Source organism: Shewanella sp. A22 (genome assembly GCF_053850585.1).
Map to the genome: position 1 here is coordinate 1 of NZ_JBSQBN010000084.1, position 20,183 is coordinate 20,183.

General features: G+C 41.1%; 13 protein-coding genes. 8 read left to right on the top strand and 5 right to left on the bottom strand.

All coding sequences use genetic code 11. The annotated features are described in order from the left end of the window. The first annotated feature begins 447 nt into the window (after positions 1-447). A complete protein-coding gene (locus ACWXWT_RS14385) occupies positions 448-1,047 on the top strand; it encodes a hypothetical protein (protein ID WP_456042267.1) in 600 nt (199 codons plus the stop codon). Here the strand turns inward: ACWXWT_RS14385 and ACWXWT_RS14390 are convergent. Next, positions 1,037-1,870, bottom strand: a complete 834-nt coding sequence (locus tag ACWXWT_RS14390; protein WP_456042268.1) for a TIGR03899 family protein — start codon at positions 1,868-1,870, stop codon at positions 1,037-1,039. The genes ACWXWT_RS14385 and ACWXWT_RS14390 overlap by 11 nt on opposite strands. A 54-nt stretch (positions 1,871-1,924) precedes the next feature. Continuing rightward, a complete protein-coding gene (locus ACWXWT_RS14395) occupies positions 1,925-3,139 on the bottom strand; it encodes an MFS transporter (RefSeq protein ID WP_456042269.1) in 1,215 nt (404 codons plus the stop codon). Positions 3,140-3,331: 192 nt separating this feature from the next. Between ACWXWT_RS14395 and ACWXWT_RS14400 the strand changes: the two genes are divergently transcribed. The 5 genes from ACWXWT_RS14400 (at position 3,332) to ACWXWT_RS14420 (ending at position 8,937) form a co-directional block, all read left to right on the top strand. Then, positions 3,332-4,735 carry a hypothetical protein gene (locus ACWXWT_RS14400; RefSeq protein WP_456042270.1) on the top strand — a complete coding sequence of 468 codons (1,404 nt, stop codon included), beginning with the start codon at positions 3,332-3,334 and terminating at the stop codon, positions 4,733-4,735. A 39-nt stretch (positions 4,736-4,774) separates the two neighbouring features. After that, the gene (locus ACWXWT_RS14405) at positions 4,775-5,938 is read left to right on the top strand and encodes an imelysin family protein (RefSeq protein WP_456042271.1); all 1,164 of its coding nucleotides are present in this window, start codon (positions 4,775-4,777) and stop codon (positions 5,936-5,938) included. 142 nt (positions 5,939-6,080) lie between these two features. After that, positions 6,081-7,706: a di-heme oxidoredictase family protein gene (locus ACWXWT_RS14410; RefSeq protein WP_456042272.1), complete on the top strand. Its 1,626-nt coding sequence runs from the start codon at positions 6,081-6,083 to the stop codon at positions 7,704-7,706. Positions 7,707-7,899: 193 nt separating this feature from the next. Further along, a complete protein-coding gene (hemG, locus tag ACWXWT_RS14415) occupies positions 7,900-8,421 on the top strand; it encodes a menaquinone-dependent protoporphyrinogen IX dehydrogenase (RefSeq protein WP_456042273.1) in 522 nt (173 codons plus the stop codon). Positions 8,422-8,424: 3 nt separating this feature from the next. Next, positions 8,425-8,937, top strand: coding sequence for a cytochrome b/b6 domain-containing protein (locus tag ACWXWT_RS14420; protein WP_456042274.1), 513 nt, complete (start codon positions 8,425-8,427; stop codon positions 8,935-8,937). Positions 8,938-9,237: 300 nt separating this feature from the next. Here the strand turns inward: ACWXWT_RS14420 and ACWXWT_RS14425 are convergent, their stop codons facing one another. Continuing rightward, entirely contained in the window at positions 9,238-10,026 is a 789-nt protein-coding gene (locus tag ACWXWT_RS14425; RefSeq protein ID WP_456042275.1) for a hypothetical protein, read from the bottom strand. Between the two features lie 814 nt (positions 10,027-10,840). Between ACWXWT_RS14425 and ACWXWT_RS14430 the strand changes: the two genes are divergently transcribed. Both ACWXWT_RS14430 and ACWXWT_RS14435 read left to right on the top strand, forming a co-directional pair. After that, a complete protein-coding gene (locus ACWXWT_RS14430; RefSeq protein ID WP_456042276.1) occupies positions 10,841-14,491 on the top strand; it encodes a YobI family P-loop NTPase in 3,651 nt (1,216 codons plus the stop codon). 1,048 nt (positions 14,492-15,539) lie between these two features. Further along, entirely contained in the window at positions 15,540-17,435 is a 1,896-nt protein-coding gene (locus ACWXWT_RS14435) for a hypothetical protein (protein ID WP_456042277.1), read from the top strand. 937 nt (positions 17,436-18,372) lie between these two features. On the opposite strand, the gene ACWXWT_RS14440 is transcribed toward ACWXWT_RS14435, so the two are convergent. Both ACWXWT_RS14440 and ACWXWT_RS14445 read right to left on the bottom strand, forming a co-directional pair. After that, entirely contained in the window at positions 18,373-19,029 is a 657-nt protein-coding gene (locus ACWXWT_RS14440; protein ID WP_456042278.1) for a thiol:disulfide interchange protein DsbA/DsbL, read from the bottom strand. A 163-nt stretch (positions 19,030-19,192) separates the two neighbouring features. Beyond that, positions 19,193-19,867, bottom strand: a complete 675-nt coding sequence (locus ACWXWT_RS14445; RefSeq protein WP_456042279.1) for a DNA-J related domain-containing protein — start codon at positions 19,865-19,867, stop codon at positions 19,193-19,195. Positions 19,868-20,183: the final 316 nt, after the last annotated feature.

A 20,183-nucleotide genomic window follows, 5' to 3' on the forward strand; every position in this document is an offset into this window, starting at 1 on the left:
CATCTAACGAAGCATAAAGGACTTTGAAACCCGCCAGAATGGAGTCTCTCAGGTATGCCACTTCTGTGTTACATCGATTTAAAAGGCAACAACCATTTCTACATCAATGTGCCTTGAATTGAAAAACTTGAGAGACTCTGAACTGACCAGATATTTAATGGGATTGGTATTAAAGATCAATAGGTTCTAGTTTGGGATGAGTTATGTTGTAAAAAGGCGAACCGAGTTCGTCTTTTTTGTTTTGTGCTATATAAAGTAAAAGCATGTAAAGCTATTGGTTAAAGTTTGTTCGCTGTCACACTAAGGTGTAGTATCAATAATGTTAATACCAATGCCATTAATGGTGTGCTCAATCTGAGTGACTTAGGTTTTTTGTTTGAAGCGCATTATTGCAAGAATGGTTGCTCCTTTGTAAAACAATGCAACAAAGAGTAAAAAGGTGACATTATGTCGACTTTATCTGATGAAGAACTTGCTTACTTTAGTGATGTGTTTTCGCCAAAAGATGACAGTGGTGATAAAGCACTATCAAGACATTCATTAAGTGTCGCAACTGAAATACCGCAAGTACTTGCTCATATTTTGGGAAATGCCAAATTAACGTTACTGGCAGAGATTAGTTATTATCGCCTGTGGTTTCCGCTCACATTAACACTGGACGAACTTGGGCTGTTTTCACCAGAGTTGGGGATCCCTGAGGTGATTGATATGCGCGGCAGTGAACGCTGTTGGCGGCTTGATCATGTCAAAAACGTAAAAGTTATCGACAATGATACGGCAAAAGATGTTGAGGTTTTATCTTTATCAAGCTCCGGCATGACCATTAAAGTGACACAAGAGTTTAATGCTAAAATGCCGCATTTAAGTCAACTTATTTTACCCAATGGTGTTCATGTGGATATGATTTTTGAACCAGTTAGGACCGAAAACGGTGTCATGGCGGCAAAGATAAGTGCTGAAGGTGAGTCGCGTGAAATTTTACGGCAATTTTTATTTAGCGAGCATAAAGCTAAGTATGCGCATCTTTACAAAAATATTAACCGTTAATTATAAAGTCTTTTTCTAACAATACTTTAACTGTATTAATAAATTCATTATCACTTTTTGCTTGGATTAATTGGCATAATTCATCACCGACAGTGGTAAATCGATAATAGGTAAATAATAAATGCTGATTTTTGGGTGTTAAGCTCAATGTGGCATTACACAGGGTTAATTGAATATTTTCATTACTGTTTAAGAGGCCCGTTTCAAATTCGCTCTTATGTAAAATGCCTGCATCAACCAAGGTTAAAATACTCGAATAAGGTAAACCAAACTGTGACAGACCAAAATTGGTTTGGGTGTGTTTACGAAAGTATTGTTTTATCCCACCATTAATACGATAGCTACTGAGTAATTTAAATCTGCTTTCTGTGTTGAACTTGACCGACATGCCTAGGGCTTTCTCAAATATTTGTGCTTCTCTAAATGTCAGCTGTATTAATATGGCTAAAGTACGAAGACTAAAATTACCAGGGTTAACGATTTCACTGGCTAAAATTCTTGCCCATAAGTCTTGCATTTTATGGTTATGAATTTGTTCAGCCATTTGAAAAAATTGATAGCGCCAGTCTGGATCTAACTCAACGCCGGTTACATCTGAAGGGGTGTAATTGAGCGCTAGTGCAAAAATATTCTCAAGGTTGGCTTGGTGTTGGCTAAGTTGTTTTCGTTGACGGTGCTTAGCCCGTTCGGCGATAGAGGCCGTTGATGGCCGATATTCTTCTTCGCTGGCCAAGCCGATAAGTCGCCCCAGTAATAAGGCTTTTTTACGGGCAGACACTTGGGCTGCATCTTGTTGGATTTCGGTCACATCAACATCGGCCATTATGAAGTCTCTTTAGGGTTTACATTATATGATACGACATCTTTGTTGGAGCGATTAGTTTTTTGTATTTAATGGTGACCATAGGGTTTCTTTACCTGGAACTGGGTTACGCGGCACATTGAAGGCCAATGCAAGTGAGCAAATCGCAAAGCCTGTACCAATAAAGAATACTGCTTTGGGTGAGCTTAACCATAAGATACCGAGTAAAGCGGGAATAATGACCGCTGCAATATGGTTAATGGTAAAGCTGACCGACATGGTGGAGGCAATATCTTGTTTATCGGCAATTTTTTGAAAATAGGTTTTCATTGCAATCGCCATTGCAAAAAGAAGATGATCGATTACGTATAACCCTGCTGCGATATTGGCATTGTCGACATAGGCATAACTGCTGAAAATGATGACTAAGCCAACATATTCAATAATCAACGCATTGCGCTCCCCCATGCGGCCTATAAAGCGACCAATGATTGGCGCAAAGAGTAAATTAATCACATAATTTATTAGGAATAACGCGGTGATTTGTGACACAGAATAACCAAACTTTTCAACCATCATAAAGCCAGCAAATACCATAAAAATTTGTCTACGAGCCCCTGAAAAAAAGGTCAGTAAATAATATAACCAGTAGCGTTTTCTTAGGATTAAGTGCTTATGTTGAATGGAACCTATAGCAAAGCGAGGAAAATATAGTGTCATGATCACTACCATTAATAATCCACATCCTCCAATGATGCTGTACATCCAGATGTAATCAAGATTTAGCCAACTCATTATAAGCCAAATGGAACCATAGCCGACGAGTGCCGCTGCCGAACGCCAAGCAAGTACTTTGCCCATAAATTCTGGGGCTTGTGCTTTATCGACCCATTGTAATGTGAGGGATTGACTGATTGTTTCAAAATAGTGAAACCCTATCGACATAAGGATGGTTGTTAAATACAGTCCGATAACATCGGGAAACCAACCTGTTACTCCTACTCCAATACACAGAAGCGCCAACGATGATAAAGCAAAGGTTTGTTCTTTGATCATTAGCAGCACAAACACCGCGGTAAACGCTAAGAATCCTGGTACTTCTCTTAGGCTCTGTAATAACCCTATTTCAGCTCCTGTGAAGGCTGCACGTTCAATGACAAAGTTATTTAACAATGCCTGCCAAACGGCAAACACCATTGACATAACAAAGGTCATCCACAACAAAAGGTGTTGTGGATTAGCTTGTTGGAGCGTAATAGCGGAGTTGTTTGTTAGTGAAGAGTCAGACATGGTGCAATTTTTATCCTGCATTACCTCAGATACTTATTTCTCATAATGACATAGATCTCTTTGTTAAGTGAAATGTAATTTAGTGTAAATAAAATTGATAATCACAATGTAAATTGTAATGCGAATAGTTATTAATTGTAGTAGGTTGGCTGCGTTTAAAGGGAGTATTAACACGACGTGTTGGAGAAAAAGATGAATAACAAGTTAACCTTGTTGGCTATGTCTGTTGCAAGTGTATTGGGGGTGAGTGTGATGCCAAATGCACAAGCTGCAACAGACACAGAGGCATTAGCAAAAGCCATAGCCAAACAAGAAGCCGAAATTATTTTACTAAAACAACAATTGGCTGTATTGGCAGCAGAGCAAAAACAACAACAGCAACAGACTAAGCAGGTGGCGACGCAAGTTGACACTGTGGTGCAAAAAACGACTAATGTGCAGGATCGCTTTAGTCGTTTTAGTTTCAAATCCTATGGTAGTGCGGTTTACACCAGCGATGAGTATTTCGATAACGTGCAAGATACGTCAGCCGAGCGGCGTAATCGGACAGATTTAGAACGAATAGTCACCGAATTTGGTTATCAATTTAATGATGACTGGAGCATGGAAGTTGAAATTGAATACGAACATGGTGGCACAGGAACCGCGTTAGAATATGACGGTTTTGACGAGTTTGGAGAGTTTGAGTCTGAGGTTGAAGCGGGTGGCGAGGTACTGGTTGAAAAGGCTGAAATTCGCTATCGCCCAAGTAAAGCGTTTGGGGTTAAGTTCGGTAATATTCATTTGCCAATAGGTTTATCCAGCATGTTGCATAAGCCCAATCAATATTTAACTGTACAGCGTCACAAAAGTGAGGCCGCTATGTTGCCAGCCGTGTGGAATGAAAACGGTATTGGTGTATATGGTGAAATTGCCGATTTTCATTATCAAGCGCAGGTTGTGAGTGGCTTAAATTCAGAATATTTTCGCACTTATGATTGGATAGCATCGGGCCATCAAAAACGTTTTGAAGAAGTGAATACCGATGACTTAGCATTTGCAGGGCGTATCGATTACGGCAACTTTAAAACAGGTAGTGCTGTTGGTTTAGCTTATTACTATGGCAATACCAGCGGTAATCGCCATAAAAGTAACAAGCTAGATGTTGATGGTGCGCTAAGCATTGTGTCTGTAGCTGGCGCGTTTGTTGAGGGGCCGTGGATATTACGCGGTCAATATTTATATGGCACGTTAGACGATGCCGATGCCATTACCCAAGCCAACAAAACCACCCCTGGTTTACGTCCTGGTAATTTTGCTCAGTTAGGTTCTGAATCGCAGTCATTCTTTGTTGAGGCTGGAGTCAAGCTTGACGAATGGTTTGACCTTCCTATGACTGTATTTGCCAATGTTGATTATTCAAACCCGCTTATGGCGGTTGAAACGGGTACGGCAACGAAGCGTTATGAAAGTACGTGGAGCAGTGTCGGTATTAACTATTTCCCTATTCCTGAGATTGTGATTAAAGCCGAGGGGGGGCTTCATCAAGTGGCTGTTGCCAGTATTCCTGATACCCACTTTTTTGCCTTGGGTGTGGGATATCAATTCTCGCTTTAAGTTAACTATTTTTTTGCACTATTTACATGGAGTTTTATTATGCGCTTTACATACACTGCAATTACATTGGCTTTAATTACTTCGCTTGCAGCCTGCGGCGGTTCTGGTTCTGATGAGACAAACACTCCTGATACGCCAACCACACCGGAAACCGGTTTTAGTTTTGTGGCAACAGATATGATCACGAATTTAACCGATGATGTGATTGTGGCTGGTTATGCCAACCTTGCTGCAAAAGGCGATGCACTATTGTTAGCGTCACAAGCTTTGTTAACGTCAACGGCACAAACCGATTTAGTGGCAGCCCAAAATGCATGGAAGTCGGCCCGTGAACCTTGGGAGCAGGGGGAGTCGCACATTTTTGGACCGGTAGATTCGTTGAGCATTGATCCTCATTTGGACAGCTGGCCGTTAAACACCACAGGTTTGCAAACACAACTAGCGAATAGTAATGGTTTTGATGCCGAAACCATTAAAGGCTGGAATGATGATTTCCAGGGGTTCCATGCAATGGAATATTTATTGTTTGGCGATGGTGTGAATAGTAATACCAAGTCGATTGCAGACCTCACCACAAAAGAACGTGAGTATTTAATTGCATTAGCGGAGGTGTTTCGCGATTACACCACTCAATTAGATGATGCATGGCAAGTGAGTTTTAACCCACAAGATGAAAGTGCCAAACCTTATGCCGAACTGCTTAAAACCCCTGGAGATGCAACAAACACTATTTACTCGTCACAATTGGCGGTTATTGAAGAGTTGATCAACGGCATGATTGGTATTGTTGATGAAGTGGGTAACGGTAAAATTGCTGACCCATTTGGTGAGTCATTAACCTCGGCCGACACTTCTAAAGTTGAGTCGCAATATTCGTGGAATTCGCTAACCGATTTTGCTAATAACATCATTGGTGTACGTAATGTATATCAAGGTGAGTTTACCGGCAGTGCCGATAAACAAGGTTTAGTGGATTTTGTCACGGCCGCTGACGCAACATTAGCCACGCGTGTAGCGAGCGAAATTGATGATGCAATTTTAAAAATTCAAGCCATTTCAGGGAGCACTGATATGCCGTTCCGCCAAGCGATTTTAGATGCTGATGGTCGCGCACGGACACAAGTTGCAGTTGATGCACTAACAACATTACAAACGACGCTACAGTCAGACGTTCTGCCGTTATTGTCTGATTGGAATTCATAAATTTACGGTTACCGCCCCAATAGGCTAAGAAAGATTGATTGGGGCGGTTAATGTAACCCATAACAATAATGACCTTCTCATAACCAGGTTGCATTACAACTGATTTAATGACTTTTAGTGTGAATGAATGTGTGAGACAAAGATGAATAAACTATTACAGATACCTTATTGGTTTGTCGCATTAGTGGGACTGAGTTTAAGTGCTTGTGGTGGCAGTGGTGATGATGAAACCTTGCCAGAACCGGTTGACCCAGTGACTTACCCCAGTTATACCTCCGTTGTTGCTTTAGGTGGTGACACAACAACATTTGATGCCAGTAACTCTGGCCATGGGTTTTCAACGCCAGCATTAAACTTAACCGCAGATGAACTTGCGTTACATCTAGAGGGCGATACTAATTTTGAAGTGTCTTTTACTACGGCACCCAATGAGGACCACCCCGAGTTGGATGGCTTAGGCCCGGTATTTAATAATGCCGATTGTAATTCTTGCCATCAACGGGATGGTCGAAACTCGACACCCTTTTTAGCTGCAGATGAAACCCGTGTGAAACTTGGCTCTGCTGCAGGCATTTTCTTGCGTATCAGTAAAGCACCTGCGGAACCGTGTACCGAAGGAACCGCTGATAACAATTACTGTGCGCCAATTAAGGTGCCAGATTTTGGCGATCAATTATTCCATCGTGGGGTATTAAATGCGCGGGCTGATTGGCAAGACAATGCATTTATTGGTCAAGCCGATGTGTATTTGTCTTATGAGCGCCATGATGAAGTGTATTCCGATGGCCGCACCGTTAGTTTGAAAAAACCAATTTTTGCTGTTGAAAACCCTTATGATGCGCCAGGTGAAACCAAACAAAGTGCTAATGTCACCTCTAACTTACTGCAAGGTGATGTGTTGATGGGTTGGCGTAATGGTATGCCTGTGTTTGGGTTAGGGTTGCTAGAAGCAATACCCGAAGCGAGTATTGTTGCAAATGTAGATGCATCCGACAGCAATAATGATGAAATATCAGGCCGCGCGAATTGGGTGTTTGATGCCATTAAGGCGCAACATGGTGACGACAATCCAGTATCATTAGGCCGTTTTGGTTGGAAAGCCAATACGCCGAGTGTACGAGTGCAATCGCTAGGCGCATTACGCGGTGATATTGGAATTACTAACCCGTTATTTCCAGACGAAAGTATTGTTGGTACCAGTCTGCATGATTCATATTTAACCCGCACAGGGTTTGTTGATACTGGCGCTGATGTGAATGGTGATCCAGAGGCCAGTGCTGAGTTTAGTGATTCGGTAGTATTTTATGCTGAAACATTAGCGGTGCCCGCCAGACGCAATGTTGATGATGTGAATGTACGTGAAGGCGCTCGTTTATTTGAACAACTAAATTGCAGTGGTTGTCATACGCCATCGTTTGTTACCCAAACGTCGGGCGATGTTGGTGGCTTGCCGATGAGCGACAGTTTGAAAGGGCAAACTATTTATCCATTTACTGATATGTTGCTGCACGATATGGGGGAAGGGTTAGCCGATGGTCGACCTGACTTTTTAGCAGATGGTAACGAATGGCGTACTCGACCATTGTGGGGTATTGGATTAACCCAAACCGTTAACCCACAAGCTGGTTTTTTACATGATGGACGTGCGGCGACTTTGGAAGAAGCTATTTTGTGGCATGACGGCGAAGCTAAAACGGCTAAGCAAGATTTTATGGCGTTAACTCAAACTGATCGTGATCAAGTGATTGCTTTCTTACAGTCGTTGTAAATTGTGACAATGATCACAATGCCCTAGTCATTTATGCCTAGGGCATTTTTTTTGCGCGATACTTCACATTGCGTCACTGTACTTCATCATGGGGTAATTGTGGATCATAATGACGTGATCTGTTTCATGTAAATTTTGCTAACAGTGGGCTAAGATACTGTATTAGTTTATATGATTTCCATAAGAGGTCAGCATGAGTCAGATTTTACTGATCCATTCAAGTGTGCATGGTTACACCCAAAAAATTTGTGAATACATTCAAGAGCAGTTGGTTGCGCAGCATCAACAAGTCACTGTAGTACCACTTTCACAAGTACCCGATCTCGAACCGTTTGATAAAGTCTTTATTGGCGCCAGTATTCGTCATGGTAAACATCGTCCTGCGCTGTATCAGTTTATTGAAGATCATCAACAACAGTTGGCTGACAAACCCAGTGGCTTTTTCTCAGTGAGTTTGGTGGCTCGTAAGCCACAAAAAAATACCCCACAAACCAACAGTTATATGCAGCAGTTTTTAACTCAAAGCCCTTGGAAACCTAAGCTGTTACAGGTGTTTGGTGGTAACTTAGATTACCAAGGTTATGGTGCAATGGACCGCAATATTATTCGATTTATTATGTGGTTAACGAAAGGCCCGACGGATCCATCTACTAAGGTAGAATTTACTGATTGGGTAAAGGTTGATCAATTTGCTCAGCAAATAATAGAGGCTTAATGAATGGCATTAAAGCAGTTATGGCAGCGTATTGAAGTCATTTTGCATCCATTAGTTATATTGATGTCGTTGCTATTAATTTGCACTAGTCCATGGATTTTAATTGGGCGTCAGTTAAGCGCTCATGCGGGCTTTTGGGATATGTTCCATGTGTATGGCGGTCTGTTTACCGGGTTGTTAGCACTGATGTTTGCTTATAAAGTGTGCTCTGCTGGACAATGGCGTCAATTTTTCCCTTGGTTAACCCTTGATGTTAAAGCATTGTTGGCTGATATTCGTGGCCTACTGCACGGTGAGTTACCGCATTCAGGTGGTAAAGGGTTAATCAGTGTCATTGAAGGGATTGGAGTGATGTTAATGTTGCTGGTGGCCTGCAGCGGCGCAGCTTGGTATTTTGCAGATACAAGTGATGCTTTACTGTGGCGTCGTTACCATATTATATTTGCCCAGGGATTTGTCGGTTTTATTGTTATCCATTGTGTGTTGGCGATACTACATATTAGGGACCTTTTTTAGCTTTAGGTGTTTATATAAAAAAAAGGCTATCCACTGGATAGCCATTTTTTATTGAATCAACTGTGCGTTTATATTAAAGTTTGATAATTCTTAATAGTGTTTGATCATTTATAATATAGTTTGATATTTTTTGCCGATTTTGGTGAGGAAGCCGGTTAAGGACTAACACATTTCTGCCCCAAAGTGTGTTGGTTCCGATGGCTGAAGTACATCGGCAACCTATTTTTACAATACATAAACTAATGGTTAGGCAAAAGATTCCAGCTCCTTTTCTTTCTTCACTCTAGGTAGGCAGCGTATTTAGATAGTCTTGTCTAACGAATTCATAAATCGCGAAAAACTTTTGACATCATCAAGCTCAAAATCTGATATGTGTGAATACTCTAACTTGGACAAAACGCGCACATAACCATCGATAAAATAGACTAGAACGCTACACATAAACAGGTAGTTTATTTGGTTGCGTTTAATCTCTTCGGTTGGGTGAGCCTTATGAGCAGTATTTACCTGCATCAATGAGTCGAAACCAGTGTGGGTATGGGAAGACCAAAACGAATATTTGTCGCATACAAAAGTTGGGATGCCTAGCTGCTGGCCTAACTCATACCAACCACAAGGTTTCCATTCGTTCTTTCTCGATGGTTTGAAGCTATTAAGTCTAAGGCGCGAGGATAGCTTATCGATAATCTGTTGTTCTTCCCTAATTTTTGCTTCTAATTCTGGCGTTCCAACGACAACTTTGTTTTTTGCCCTGTTCTTGTAACCGAGCAACGTATACCAATCAAGACGGTCTTTATCTAGTTCATCACCAAAATAGTGGTAAGCAATAGTTACCAAGTTTTCATATGACACTCTTAAAAGTGCTATCACACTTGAAGTGTCATAGTAAGTGAACCCCTGCTCTATATGATTGAGGTCTAGCTCGCTAGTCATCAACATTTCAGTAGTATTTAGGTGCTTCAAAAGCTTAATAGCTGCAACATTCATGAAGTAATAGTTATCATCTGCTTTGTTGATAAACTCGAAACCAGATTCAAAAATGTTGCATGCCGTTCGATAGAACAATGCGTAGTCATCACTGCCAACCATCAAGTTTCTCCTACTCATTAGGTCATATAAAGTTCAATACAATAGCTCTATGCAGGATGACTGCCAATCCCCATAAGCAATTGTTTTTTAATATAGTTATTGAGTGTTCTAGTTTGTCTCTAAACGATAACATTACCTGTTGACTGTTATTTTATCTGGTTCTGGCTTAAAGTTGCCCCAAAGCTTGCTAGCACTCGGCTGTTGAATCGCAAGCTTGCAACCTTATCGCCTTATAAATTCTCATTTATGTCCTGCTTTCAACTATTCATCATTAGTGACCGAAACTGAAGCGTTATACAGTAGTATTCAATCGCTTGGTTTTGAGTGATTTTAAGTCAATATCTGTACGTATTATATCAAACATTTGAATCTGATACATTTAAAATCAATAGCTTAAGTGCTACCGTTTTAGATTATAGGTTTGGAAAACGAGCAAGAGCGTTTTTCTTGGTGGTATGTCGGGCTGAAAACTGATAACTTCTATTTAATACAGTAAGTTAACTATGTGCACTTTTACTGTTCTAATGAGCTATCGATGAACTACACAAAGGATATGTACAAAAGCCTTCTGTAAAGATTCTGTCTCGAATTGGCCATCGGCGGAACCTGAGCTTCTTGAATGGACAGAAGAAATACACAATAGTGTATCCATTTAGCCAAAGGAGTTAAAAAGTAAACAATAGATGCAATTGAGGTCTTTGATTTTTTGAGTCTGTATTAAATTGTACAGATGCTATATCCGAAATTGTAAATGCTACTGCCATTTCATTCATTGAATCAAACGACTACTACAATCAGGGGTTCCAGAAGCATCATGTCCATTAGTTTAAGAAGTCCTAAAAAAGCTCAGCATCGTATGATTAAAATCAAAACCTCCATAACAGATTGGCTTGTCAGAAGTCTTAATCGTATTGTGACTTGGCTAGAACGCAAAGACGGCTCCACTGATATGCAATCGAAGTTCGTGGACCTCGCGCCAACTGATGAGGCAGATAAAACTGGCGTGTACTCTGAAGCTATTCTGTATGCGACGAACAATGCGAAGGTCTCCAACATTGCGCTAACAGGCCCATATGGATCAGGAAAGAGCAGTATCATCCAATCCTTCTTGAAGAAGTATGGGCGACCTGCGCTTCATATCTCTCTTGCTTCGTTCGTTCCTGAGGCCGGTTCAGGGGGGGATAATGTGAGCCGTCAAGAGATAGAGAGAAGTATTCTACAGCAGATACTGTATGGTGCTGATGCAAATAAACTCCCTCTGTCGCGGTTCAAAAGAATTCAGTCGCCCGGAGTCTGGTCGATTTTTAAATCTCTTTACATCATGCTTGGAGTCCTCGCGTTTTGGTACTTATCTTCTCAGCGAGAAGATATCATCAGTGGTAAATTTTTCGTTCCGTTCGAGCCCAGCAATTGGTTCCATCTGGGGGTCTTCTTGCTCGCAGCAACATTTCTCTGGGCGACACTACACCACTTCTATGTGGCGAGTTTCGGTTTGTCACTCAAGAGCATCTCGTTGAAGGATGTTGAGATTAAGCCAGCATCTGATGATCAGACGTCCATATTGAACCGCCATCTAGACGAAATAGTCTACTTCTTCCAATCAACCAAATACGATCTTGTCATCATTGAGGATTTAGATCGTTTTAACAATTCAGATATTTTCGTCACACTGCGCGAAATTAATAGTCTTGTGAACGAGAACGCAGGTGTGAAACGTACGATCAGATTCCTTTACGCCTTGCGTGACGACATGTTTGTCAACACCGATCGAACCAAGTTTTTCGAATTCATCATACCCGTTATACCTATCATCAACACATCGAATTCTATCGACATGGTATTGGATCAGGGAAGGAGACTTGAGCTCGACAGACGTCTTGAACGGCGGTTTATTAGGGAGGTCTCACGATATCTGAACGACCTGAGGTTGATTCGAAACATCTTTAATGAATACGCTATTTATGTAGCTAATTTAGAAACAGATGGGGATAATTTGCTCGACGCCAACAAGCTTCTTGCTATCCTGATCTATAAAAACGTTTATCCAAGTGACTTTGAGCAACTGCACCGCGGCGTGGGTAATCTCGATAAAGTATTGAACTTAAAAGACGAACTTATTAGGCCTGCTGAAGTGACATATAGGACCGAGATCTCGGGACTTGAAGAGCGGCTTGAAATCGCAGAGCGGCAGACGCCTTCAGACCTGAGAGAGTTGCGGCAAATCTACGCTATGGCTCTGGTCGAGAAGCTTCCGGTGAATACTAGCAGCGTTAGTCATGATAAGCAGACATGGTGTTCGCTTCATCAACTGGTCAACCACGATCCATTCGAGAAACTGTTTGAGACTTCTCGTTTGTTCTACCGCAACGACTATGGTCATCAAAATCAGTTCGATGCTTCTAAATTACAAAGAGAGGTAGATACGCAGAGATCTTACCTGCAACGCAAAGTGGAGATAGAAAATAAGTCTGCGAATAATAAGAACAAGAGCTTGCGTAGTATAAGTGAGCTCAAATCGAAGATTGCAACGCTACGCACGACTAAGCTCAACGAACTGTTGCGTTTGAACACCAACAGAATGCAGGAATATTTTGAAACCTTCGGGGAAAACGGAGAACTTGCCCGTTTTCTTCTCCTAGAAGGCCATATTGACGATACTTACTATCAATACACCTCACTTTTTCACTCGGGCCGTTTGTCGCCCAATGACAACAAGTTTCTGATCCAGATACGGGCATTTGTCACACCAGAGCCAGGTTTCCCGATCGATAATCCACAAGAAGTTATTGCTGCTATGCGAGATGAGGACTTCCGACAAAGCTATGTCTTGAACATCAAGCTTGTCGATAGCCTCCTGAATGATGTGAGTAGTTACCACGCCCAATTGCAGAAGCTTTTCCAGTACCTCTCGTCGAAGTTTGAGAACTGCGAGGGCTTTTTCGATGCCTATTACACCAGTGGCAGCGATGTTGCCGGACTTCTTTCAGGACTAGCCAATGCATGGGATGATCTTATCCCAGCAGTCATAACCAGCCCTAACAATATTTCCCACGTTACTCAATTGGTTGCAAGCCTGCCTGAAAAATCGCTCAAAATGCTTGCAAAGGATTTTGACGAGTTACCAGAATTTGTTTCGGTGAACCTTCCAGAGATTCTGATTCAGTTACCTGAACTAGCACCGGGACGCCTTGCATGCCTAAACTTTGATGTCAAAGATTTGGCTTCAATCAAAGAACAACCTGAAATTGTACGTTTTATGTTCGGTGAGGGACTTTTTGCACTTACGATCGTAAACTTGGAATACGTCTACCAAGTGATTTTAGGAGAGAACGATCTCGAGCCACTACGAACGAGGAACTTCACTACCATACGTTCGACGAATAACACAGTCTTATTGGAGCGGGTCGAACGTGATTTCGAGCGCTACCTATGTGATATCCTTTTGGAGCTTGAAGAAAATTCTAAAGAGGATACCCCCGCTATTTTAGCTGTTGTTTGCCACGATGCGCTTGAGCAAGATGGTCTTCGGGAGTTTCTTGAACGGCAGATGACCCTGTTGCCAACCCTAGAGGATGTGCCTGAGAGGTTGCACCAGATGCTGTTCCAGCTAGGTAAAATTGAACCAACTTGGGCGAACTGTCTTACTTTCATGGAAGGTAACGTGTTCGAAACAGATTGCCTAATTGGATATTTTGACCGAGAAGTTGTTCGTGCTTCTATTCTGCAATACCCCATACCAAGCAACGATGATTCACTTCCACTACTCCGATTCATCGTTGAGGCGAATTCGATGTCTGATGTCGCCTATAGAGAGTATGTTCGCGTTCTGCCTAGGACGATTTCGTACCTGCCCAAAGGACTTGAATCAACCAAGTTGCGAATTCTAATAGATGAAAAGAAAATCACATTTACTAAGGAAATGATTGATTTCCTCGCTGACAAGGGTGACTTACAGGTACTATTCGTCGCCGCTAACATTGAAACATATCTGGCTAAACCAGACAGTTTTGCACTTGACGATGATTTCCTAGAGGACCTTCTTCGAACACAAATTGATATTGTAGCTAAGCTTGGGATAGTCAAATTGATGGACTTAGAATTGCTTATAGATCTTCCTAAGCGCTCAGCACTGATTGGTCCAATTATTGTCAAAACTAACGCCGACATCCCCAGCCTTAACCGGAATATTGTGCAATCCCTGATAAGGTATTCTTCGCCCATAGCTACACAAATTTCACTCTTTAACAAATATCATACTCTTATGAAGAATGATGATGTTCGTCATGTATTGGCTAGTCTGCCTAAACCATTTTCAGAAATAAAAACAGGATACAATTCGCCGAGATTGAAAAACACTCCCGAAAATCAGGATTTGGTCATATGGCTTGATTCAAGAAGCATTATTTCGTCATGGACTGATAATTTGTACACTGAAGAAATAAAAGTGAATCTCTATAGAAGCTAAAAAGAGAACCTTAAATTAAAATAAACTATAAAATCAAAAGCTTGAATACCCCCCTTCAAGTTGATATGGCATCACGTAACAAGCCACATCAGTATCGTGGCTACGCGACTAGGACTAGCTTCGCTTGCCAAGGTATGAGCAAAGATGTAAAAATCAATTTTTTGGGTATGGAAAGCCTTTAAAGGCGGTGATGTTAACCCATAGAAATATTAATCCAAACTCTCGGATTTAATTTAAAAATCTAACAAGGTTTTGCCCCAAAACTTGTTAGCCTTTGAATGAAGGCTGGTTACATTTTCTATTTTGGTTCATTGTTATTGGGGTGTGTGCTTGAAGGTCGCACCTTCATTGCTGTCTACCGCCTGCCCGGCGAGGGAATGTGCAGATACTTCAGTGAAACGCCGTGAATCAGTCCATGGAGGCTCGACGATGGCAAACAACCTCCATGTTTAAATGCCAGTTCGATATCCCTATCTCTCGCTCGGAGAGTATCACTTAGTGATACCTCGCCATGCCATCTACGTCTGCTGCCGCATCTGCATTTCCTGACTTACATGAAAGTGCTCTCTTCGATTTGATTATGTATTACATTATCTCCGAGTATTTGATCTAGTTGGTTATTTAGCCAAATAATTCATAAATGTGTAGATTTAGCTATTGAGATAAAAGAAAAAGAAGAGTAAATTCAAGTAGTTTTATAGTATGCGTCTAGCGGTAAATGAGTCGCAGCATCAAAATCAATGACATCTGTGAAGTAGTCGGATAGAAAACTAAGGCCAAAAAAGCTTTCGATGAGCAGAGTTTTATCTTGACTCTCCGGGAGGCGTCTATATATGGCCTGATAATCTTTTCGATTATGGGTGTCATAGTTATTTTTGATTCAAAAGTGATTTATGCACAAATTGGCAATATTGACGATACAAAATGATGAAAAAAGTCATGCTCACAACTTTTTATCTGTTTCATTGAAAGATGTTACGTTAAAACTTTATATAATTGTTTAATATAGATATTATCTCAGACTTGTTGCGATAAGCTTTGAGGGAATATGTCTGAAATCGATATCGGGATAGCAGTTAAAGCGTCTAAAGGGCTAGAAACAAAATTAGCTGAATCATTTAATGCTGAAGGAAAAGGGCTACATGAAAAAGTCACCAGTGTAGAATCTGAACTGCCCCATTCGCTTGTGAAAACGTTGCGCTATATCGCCTCTATTCGCAATAAAGTTGTTCATGAAGATGAGTTTCAGATTGACGATGTCGCAAAGTTTAAAGCTGTAGCTGAAGAAGCGCTAGCGGATCTAGAACGTATTGCACAGCAAAATCAACAGGCAAAAGTTAAAGTCGATGCCCGTGCTCAGACCAAGGCTCGCGAAAAGCATCAATCCGCTCAACAGCAAGCCGAGCAATCACATGTTAACCAACAACACTCAGGGAGTATCTTCAAACTGGCCTTTTGGTTTGTCATTGTTGCCATTGTATTTAGCATGTGTAGCCGTGATGAAAAACCAAGATATAAAGCGCCCAATTATAATGCGCCAAGTGAAACGGCGAAAGTCGCCACATCTGCAACAAAAGTGAAGCAAGTTGAGCCTGAGCAACAACCCTCCCCCAAGACACAAGCGGCCGAGACCAGAAGCAAAACGAATGCAGCAGTAAATCAATTACCCGCTCAGGCGAAAAATATTGGTGTTGTGCCCGTTCAAACAAGCACAGAGGCAATACAAACAGCGAAAGACACTGGTAAACAAATGGTCAGCTCTAAGTCATTTTCACTCAACGATAAAAAAAATGCCTACCAACAAAAAATGCAGCAGACACAAGATGCATTCTTTCAAGCATTACTCGCACTCGCTAAAGAAAGTCAATTTAGCCTTGGAGAGATAAATGTGCAGCCAAATGGCAGTACTAATACCCTTTATATTCCGGTCAAATACCAAGTTAACACTAGTGTAATAAAAACTTTTGAGCAGCACTTACCTTTAAGAGTGACAAGGAGTGATTTTGTTGCATCCATCACCCAGTTCAGTGTTGAAGATGATCCATTTAAATCTGATCTGTATCGTTGGTTAGTCGGTAGTGAAGTGTCTCTTATAATTAAAGCGGGTTCTCACACCTCAAGGCTAACATTAGCCATGGGGAGAAAATGCTTTGTTAGTTGCTCTGGTAAAGGAACAGATCAGTTTCATTTGCTCACAAAATCTAGTGCTGGGCAAAAAACGTTACTGTATAAACAACACAATGCTATTGCCCTCAGTGGTATTTCACAAAAACAATTAAGTGGTATCGGCCACATTAGTGGGCATGTAGAAATACGTGATCTAAAAGGTTATAAAAATCAGTCCATTGAAGTTTTTAATCTTGCTGTAAACGGCCGTGATTTAATCGACAATGCGAGTAACAATCAAGATGCTTTTGTAAAGGCTAAGCAAACGATTGATAATGATTTTAGTCAACTACTTCAACAAACTAGCATTAGTATTGGTGATGTTGATGTTACTCAGTCGGGTAGCAACGCCACGGTCCATGTGCCCGTATCATGGCAATTTGATAAGCGAGTAATTGAGGCCATATTGTCTCCTCATCTTGACATAAATAGTCGCAGTGCATTACTCAACATCAAAGATATATACAACAAAGACGATAAACAAAAACAACCTTACTCATATGCACTGCTTCAGGATTTATTTACTAAAACAGTGACGATAGAAGTATCTGCTGGTAAGTATCATGGCACGCTTACCGTCGGTAGCCCGATGAAATGTTTTGTGTCTTGCTCAAAAGGGACAGCTTCCAACGCTGATTCCTATCAATTGCAGCTAACAGGCAATACTGATAGCAATAGGCTTAATTACAAGCAAACGAACCCTATAGCCATCAACAATATTCCGGTTGCAGAGCTAAAGTCCATTAAGGGTATTGAAGCAAGAGTATTGGTGGAATAGCTCACTCGTCCTTAAAATTTAGTAGGGTAATTTAGTGGGGTCAGAATTTAGTGGGAATTTATAGTGGGGTCAGAGTAAATTTTTATAAAGATGATTTTAAACAATCACTTATGTGGATTTCTATATTCCATAAATGAATTGTTCTTTTCTTGAAAACATTCAAATTCAACTCTGAACTTGAGGTCGTTGAAGACTCTTTATAAAAGAATGCGTGAGCTGGCCATGGCCTTTTACGCACATCCATGTGCTTCAAGGCATTCAGGCATCCTGCCTATCAGAGCGAGCTAGCTTTAGAGGGGAAGGGACGCCCCATCGGAAGCGTTAGCATTTTCGAATAAGGCCGAAGAACACACAGACGAAGTTAAAAGCTGGATTCAACCACGTCGCGAAATTATCGCTTCTCAGATAATTTTGATGTGGCGGCTGGGAGTTCCAAGAGGGAACAGCCGTTGGTTTCCTCTCGGTCTGGTGTGGGCGAAGCGCCACGACGTTAGTGGCCGCAGGCCATAGAATTTAGCGCATAGCGTAGTGGGGCAGGGTAAACTTTTATAAAAAGTAAATTGAAACAATGACTTTTCTAAAACGTTTCTGTCCAAAAGTGAGCTTGAAAATGATAACAAACTTTATTATCAAGAAATGACATTCGTCCTCAGATAAATTATCAAACTATTGCGTTGTTGCCGCTCATGACAACCTTAATTATTTATTAAACTTTAATATGGTCATACATCAACACTAGGTCCTGTTGATCTTTGCTGGTTAAGTTTTGTTCGAGATAAAAACGTTTTTAGCCGAACCTTTCGGGCAGCGTTTGTTGGTCATTTTTACTGCATTATCGACTTTTTATGTAGAATAACGACACCACAAAGCCTCTTCTTTGTACAAATGACCAACAATTCGCTGCAAAAACAACCTTGAAAGATCAACAGGCCCTAGGTTATTTTTTTAAAGCCAGATAATTAATAACCCCAATTAAATCATCTAATGTACGCATTTCATTTAAATTGACAGCGTATTTATCGTTAACAATAAATGCCGGCACACTTTGGACTGCATAGGTAACTTGCTGTTGGCGCCATTGAGATAACTTTTTATTGGTTTCTGCACTGTCGGCTACGGCGTCATATTGTTTGGCGTCGACACCAAATTGCGCAAAAACATTTTTAATATCATCACGGTTGTTAATTTGTGATTTGTGTTCATGTCCTGGGGCGCTGTGGTCGTGTCCGCCATTATTATCTTTGCCTTGAATGGCGCCAAACATGGCTATTTTTAATGCTTCTTTATTATCTAACTCATGGATAACCGCTAACGAGCGCATTACTTCAGTCCCTAGGTCGCTGTCCATAAAGTCGACATGCTTGCTGTCAAAGGTGACTTGTTTGTCTAAACCGGCTTTGATTGCGGGTAAATACTGACTTTCCATGTTGAAACAGTTATGGCAGTAAAAAGAGAAGAACTCGGTGACTTTAGGTTTAGTCGGTACCATGCTGTTAGATATTTGAGTGTAGTGGGTACCCTCAACAAATTGTGCGGCAATACTGGTAATTGGAGCAACCGTTAAGGTGATGGCTAACGCTAAATATTTGAACATGAATACCTCAAAAATGACTTTTTTATTGAAATTGATTTGGCTAATAATGGCATAAATAAATTGCTTCGATGGCAAAATTTATGTGATCAAGTTGTGATTTGCGCTAAATACTAGTGTGGAGTGAAGCCGTTGTAGAATCCAACAGCTTGGAGTGGTGTCATCGTTATGCCACTAAATTTTTATCGCGGAGCGTTTGCCAAGCCTCACAGATTTCTCTAAAACGTTCTGCATTACCTTGGTCGCGGTCTGGATGCCACTTAAGCGCTAGCTTACGCCATTGTTTGCGAATGTCTTTGTCGGTGGCGGTTTCATCGAGTTCGAACACTTTCAGGGCGTGACCTTTATGCATTAATTGTACGTTAACGCCAATATATTCTTGATAGCTTGACCAGAACGACTCCAGTATTTCGCGTACTACGTTTACGCTGGCATCATAATTGGCCCAGTCGAGATAATAATCACGTAATGCACCATCACTAATATGTTGTATATCGGCATTGGCTGGCATTATGCGAAAGATTTGAATTTCCATTGCTTTAACTTGTAACCATTGTTTAGGTACAAGCATGTCTTGTAACTCATACAAGGCATTCATTAATAAGAAGTTACGTTTGAAAAGGTCTTTTTCGGGCAATGGATCCAGGTCATGCATTAACCCTTTGGCTTGTAACTCGCTGGCCAAATGATGCACTTTCCAGCTTTGATTGGATGATTGGAGTAAGCTCAACAATGGCCATATAAGCGGATTGTCCCCTTTAGGCACATCGATTTCGTTGGTCTCAGATGTGTTTGCTAATGCAGTACCGTAAGTATTGTGTAAGCTTTTATTGAGCAACATAATGGCGTATTCATCCTGAATTGGCGATAAATCTACTTGTCATGAAAACCCACTATGCCATAGTCGTTTTTAATGACAAGTAGATTTATCGCTGTATATATACCAATGTTATCGTTCAGTTTTGGTTTTTCGGTATGTTTACTGAGCCACTTGAGTTGTTGTTTGTCGCGGGTGAATAAAATGCATGCACAGTAGTAATACCAATCTCATTAAATATCTGGTCAGTTCAGAGTCTCTCAGGTTTTTCAATTCAAGGCACATTGATGTAGAAATGGTTGTTGCCTTTTAAATCGATGTAACACAGAAGTGGAATACC

Excerpts from the sequence above, each read along its gene's own strand:
- ACWXWT_RS14385 (WP_456042267.1), top strand. The coding sequence starts at position 448 with ATGTCGACTTTATCTGATGAAGAACTTGCTTACTTTAGTGATGTGTTT.
- ACWXWT_RS14445 (WP_456042279.1), bottom strand. The coding sequence starts at position 19,867 with ATGTTGCTCAATAAAAGCTTACACAATACTTACGGTACTGCATTAGCA.
- ACWXWT_RS14425 (WP_456042275.1), bottom strand. The coding sequence starts at position 10,026 with ATGGTTGGCAGTGATGACTACGCATTGTTCTATCGAACGGCATGCAAC.
- ACWXWT_RS14440 (WP_456042278.1), bottom strand. The coding sequence starts at position 19,029 with ATGTTCAAATATTTAGCGTTAGCCATCACCTTAACGGTTGCTCCAATT.
- ACWXWT_RS14405 (WP_456042271.1), top strand. The coding sequence starts at position 4,775 with ATGCGCTTTACATACACTGCAATTACATTGGCTTTAATTACTTCGCTT.
- ACWXWT_RS14410 (WP_456042272.1), top strand. The coding sequence starts at position 6,081 with ATGAATAAACTATTACAGATACCTTATTGGTTTGTCGCATTAGTGGGA.
- ACWXWT_RS14395 (WP_456042269.1), bottom strand. The coding sequence starts at position 3,139 with ATGTCTGACTCTTCACTAACAAACAACTCCGCTATTACGCTCCAACAA.
- ACWXWT_RS14430 (WP_456042276.1), top strand. The coding sequence starts at position 10,841 with ATGTCCATTAGTTTAAGAAGTCCTAAAAAAGCTCAGCATCGTATGATT.
- ACWXWT_RS14390 (WP_456042268.1), bottom strand. The coding sequence starts at position 1,870 with ATGGCCGATGTTGATGTGACCGAAATCCAACAAGATGCAGCCCAAGTG.
- ACWXWT_RS14420 (WP_456042274.1), top strand. The coding sequence starts at position 8,425 with ATGGCATTAAAGCAGTTATGGCAGCGTATTGAAGTCATTTTGCATCCA.
- ACWXWT_RS14435 (WP_456042277.1), top strand. The coding sequence starts at position 15,540 with ATGTCTGAAATCGATATCGGGATAGCAGTTAAAGCGTCTAAAGGGCTA.
- ACWXWT_RS14400 (WP_456042270.1), top strand. The coding sequence starts at position 3,332 with ATGAATAACAAGTTAACCTTGTTGGCTATGTCTGTTGCAAGTGTATTG.
- hemG (WP_456042273.1), top strand. The coding sequence starts at position 7,900 with ATGAGTCAGATTTTACTGATCCATTCAAGTGTGCATGGTTACACCCAA.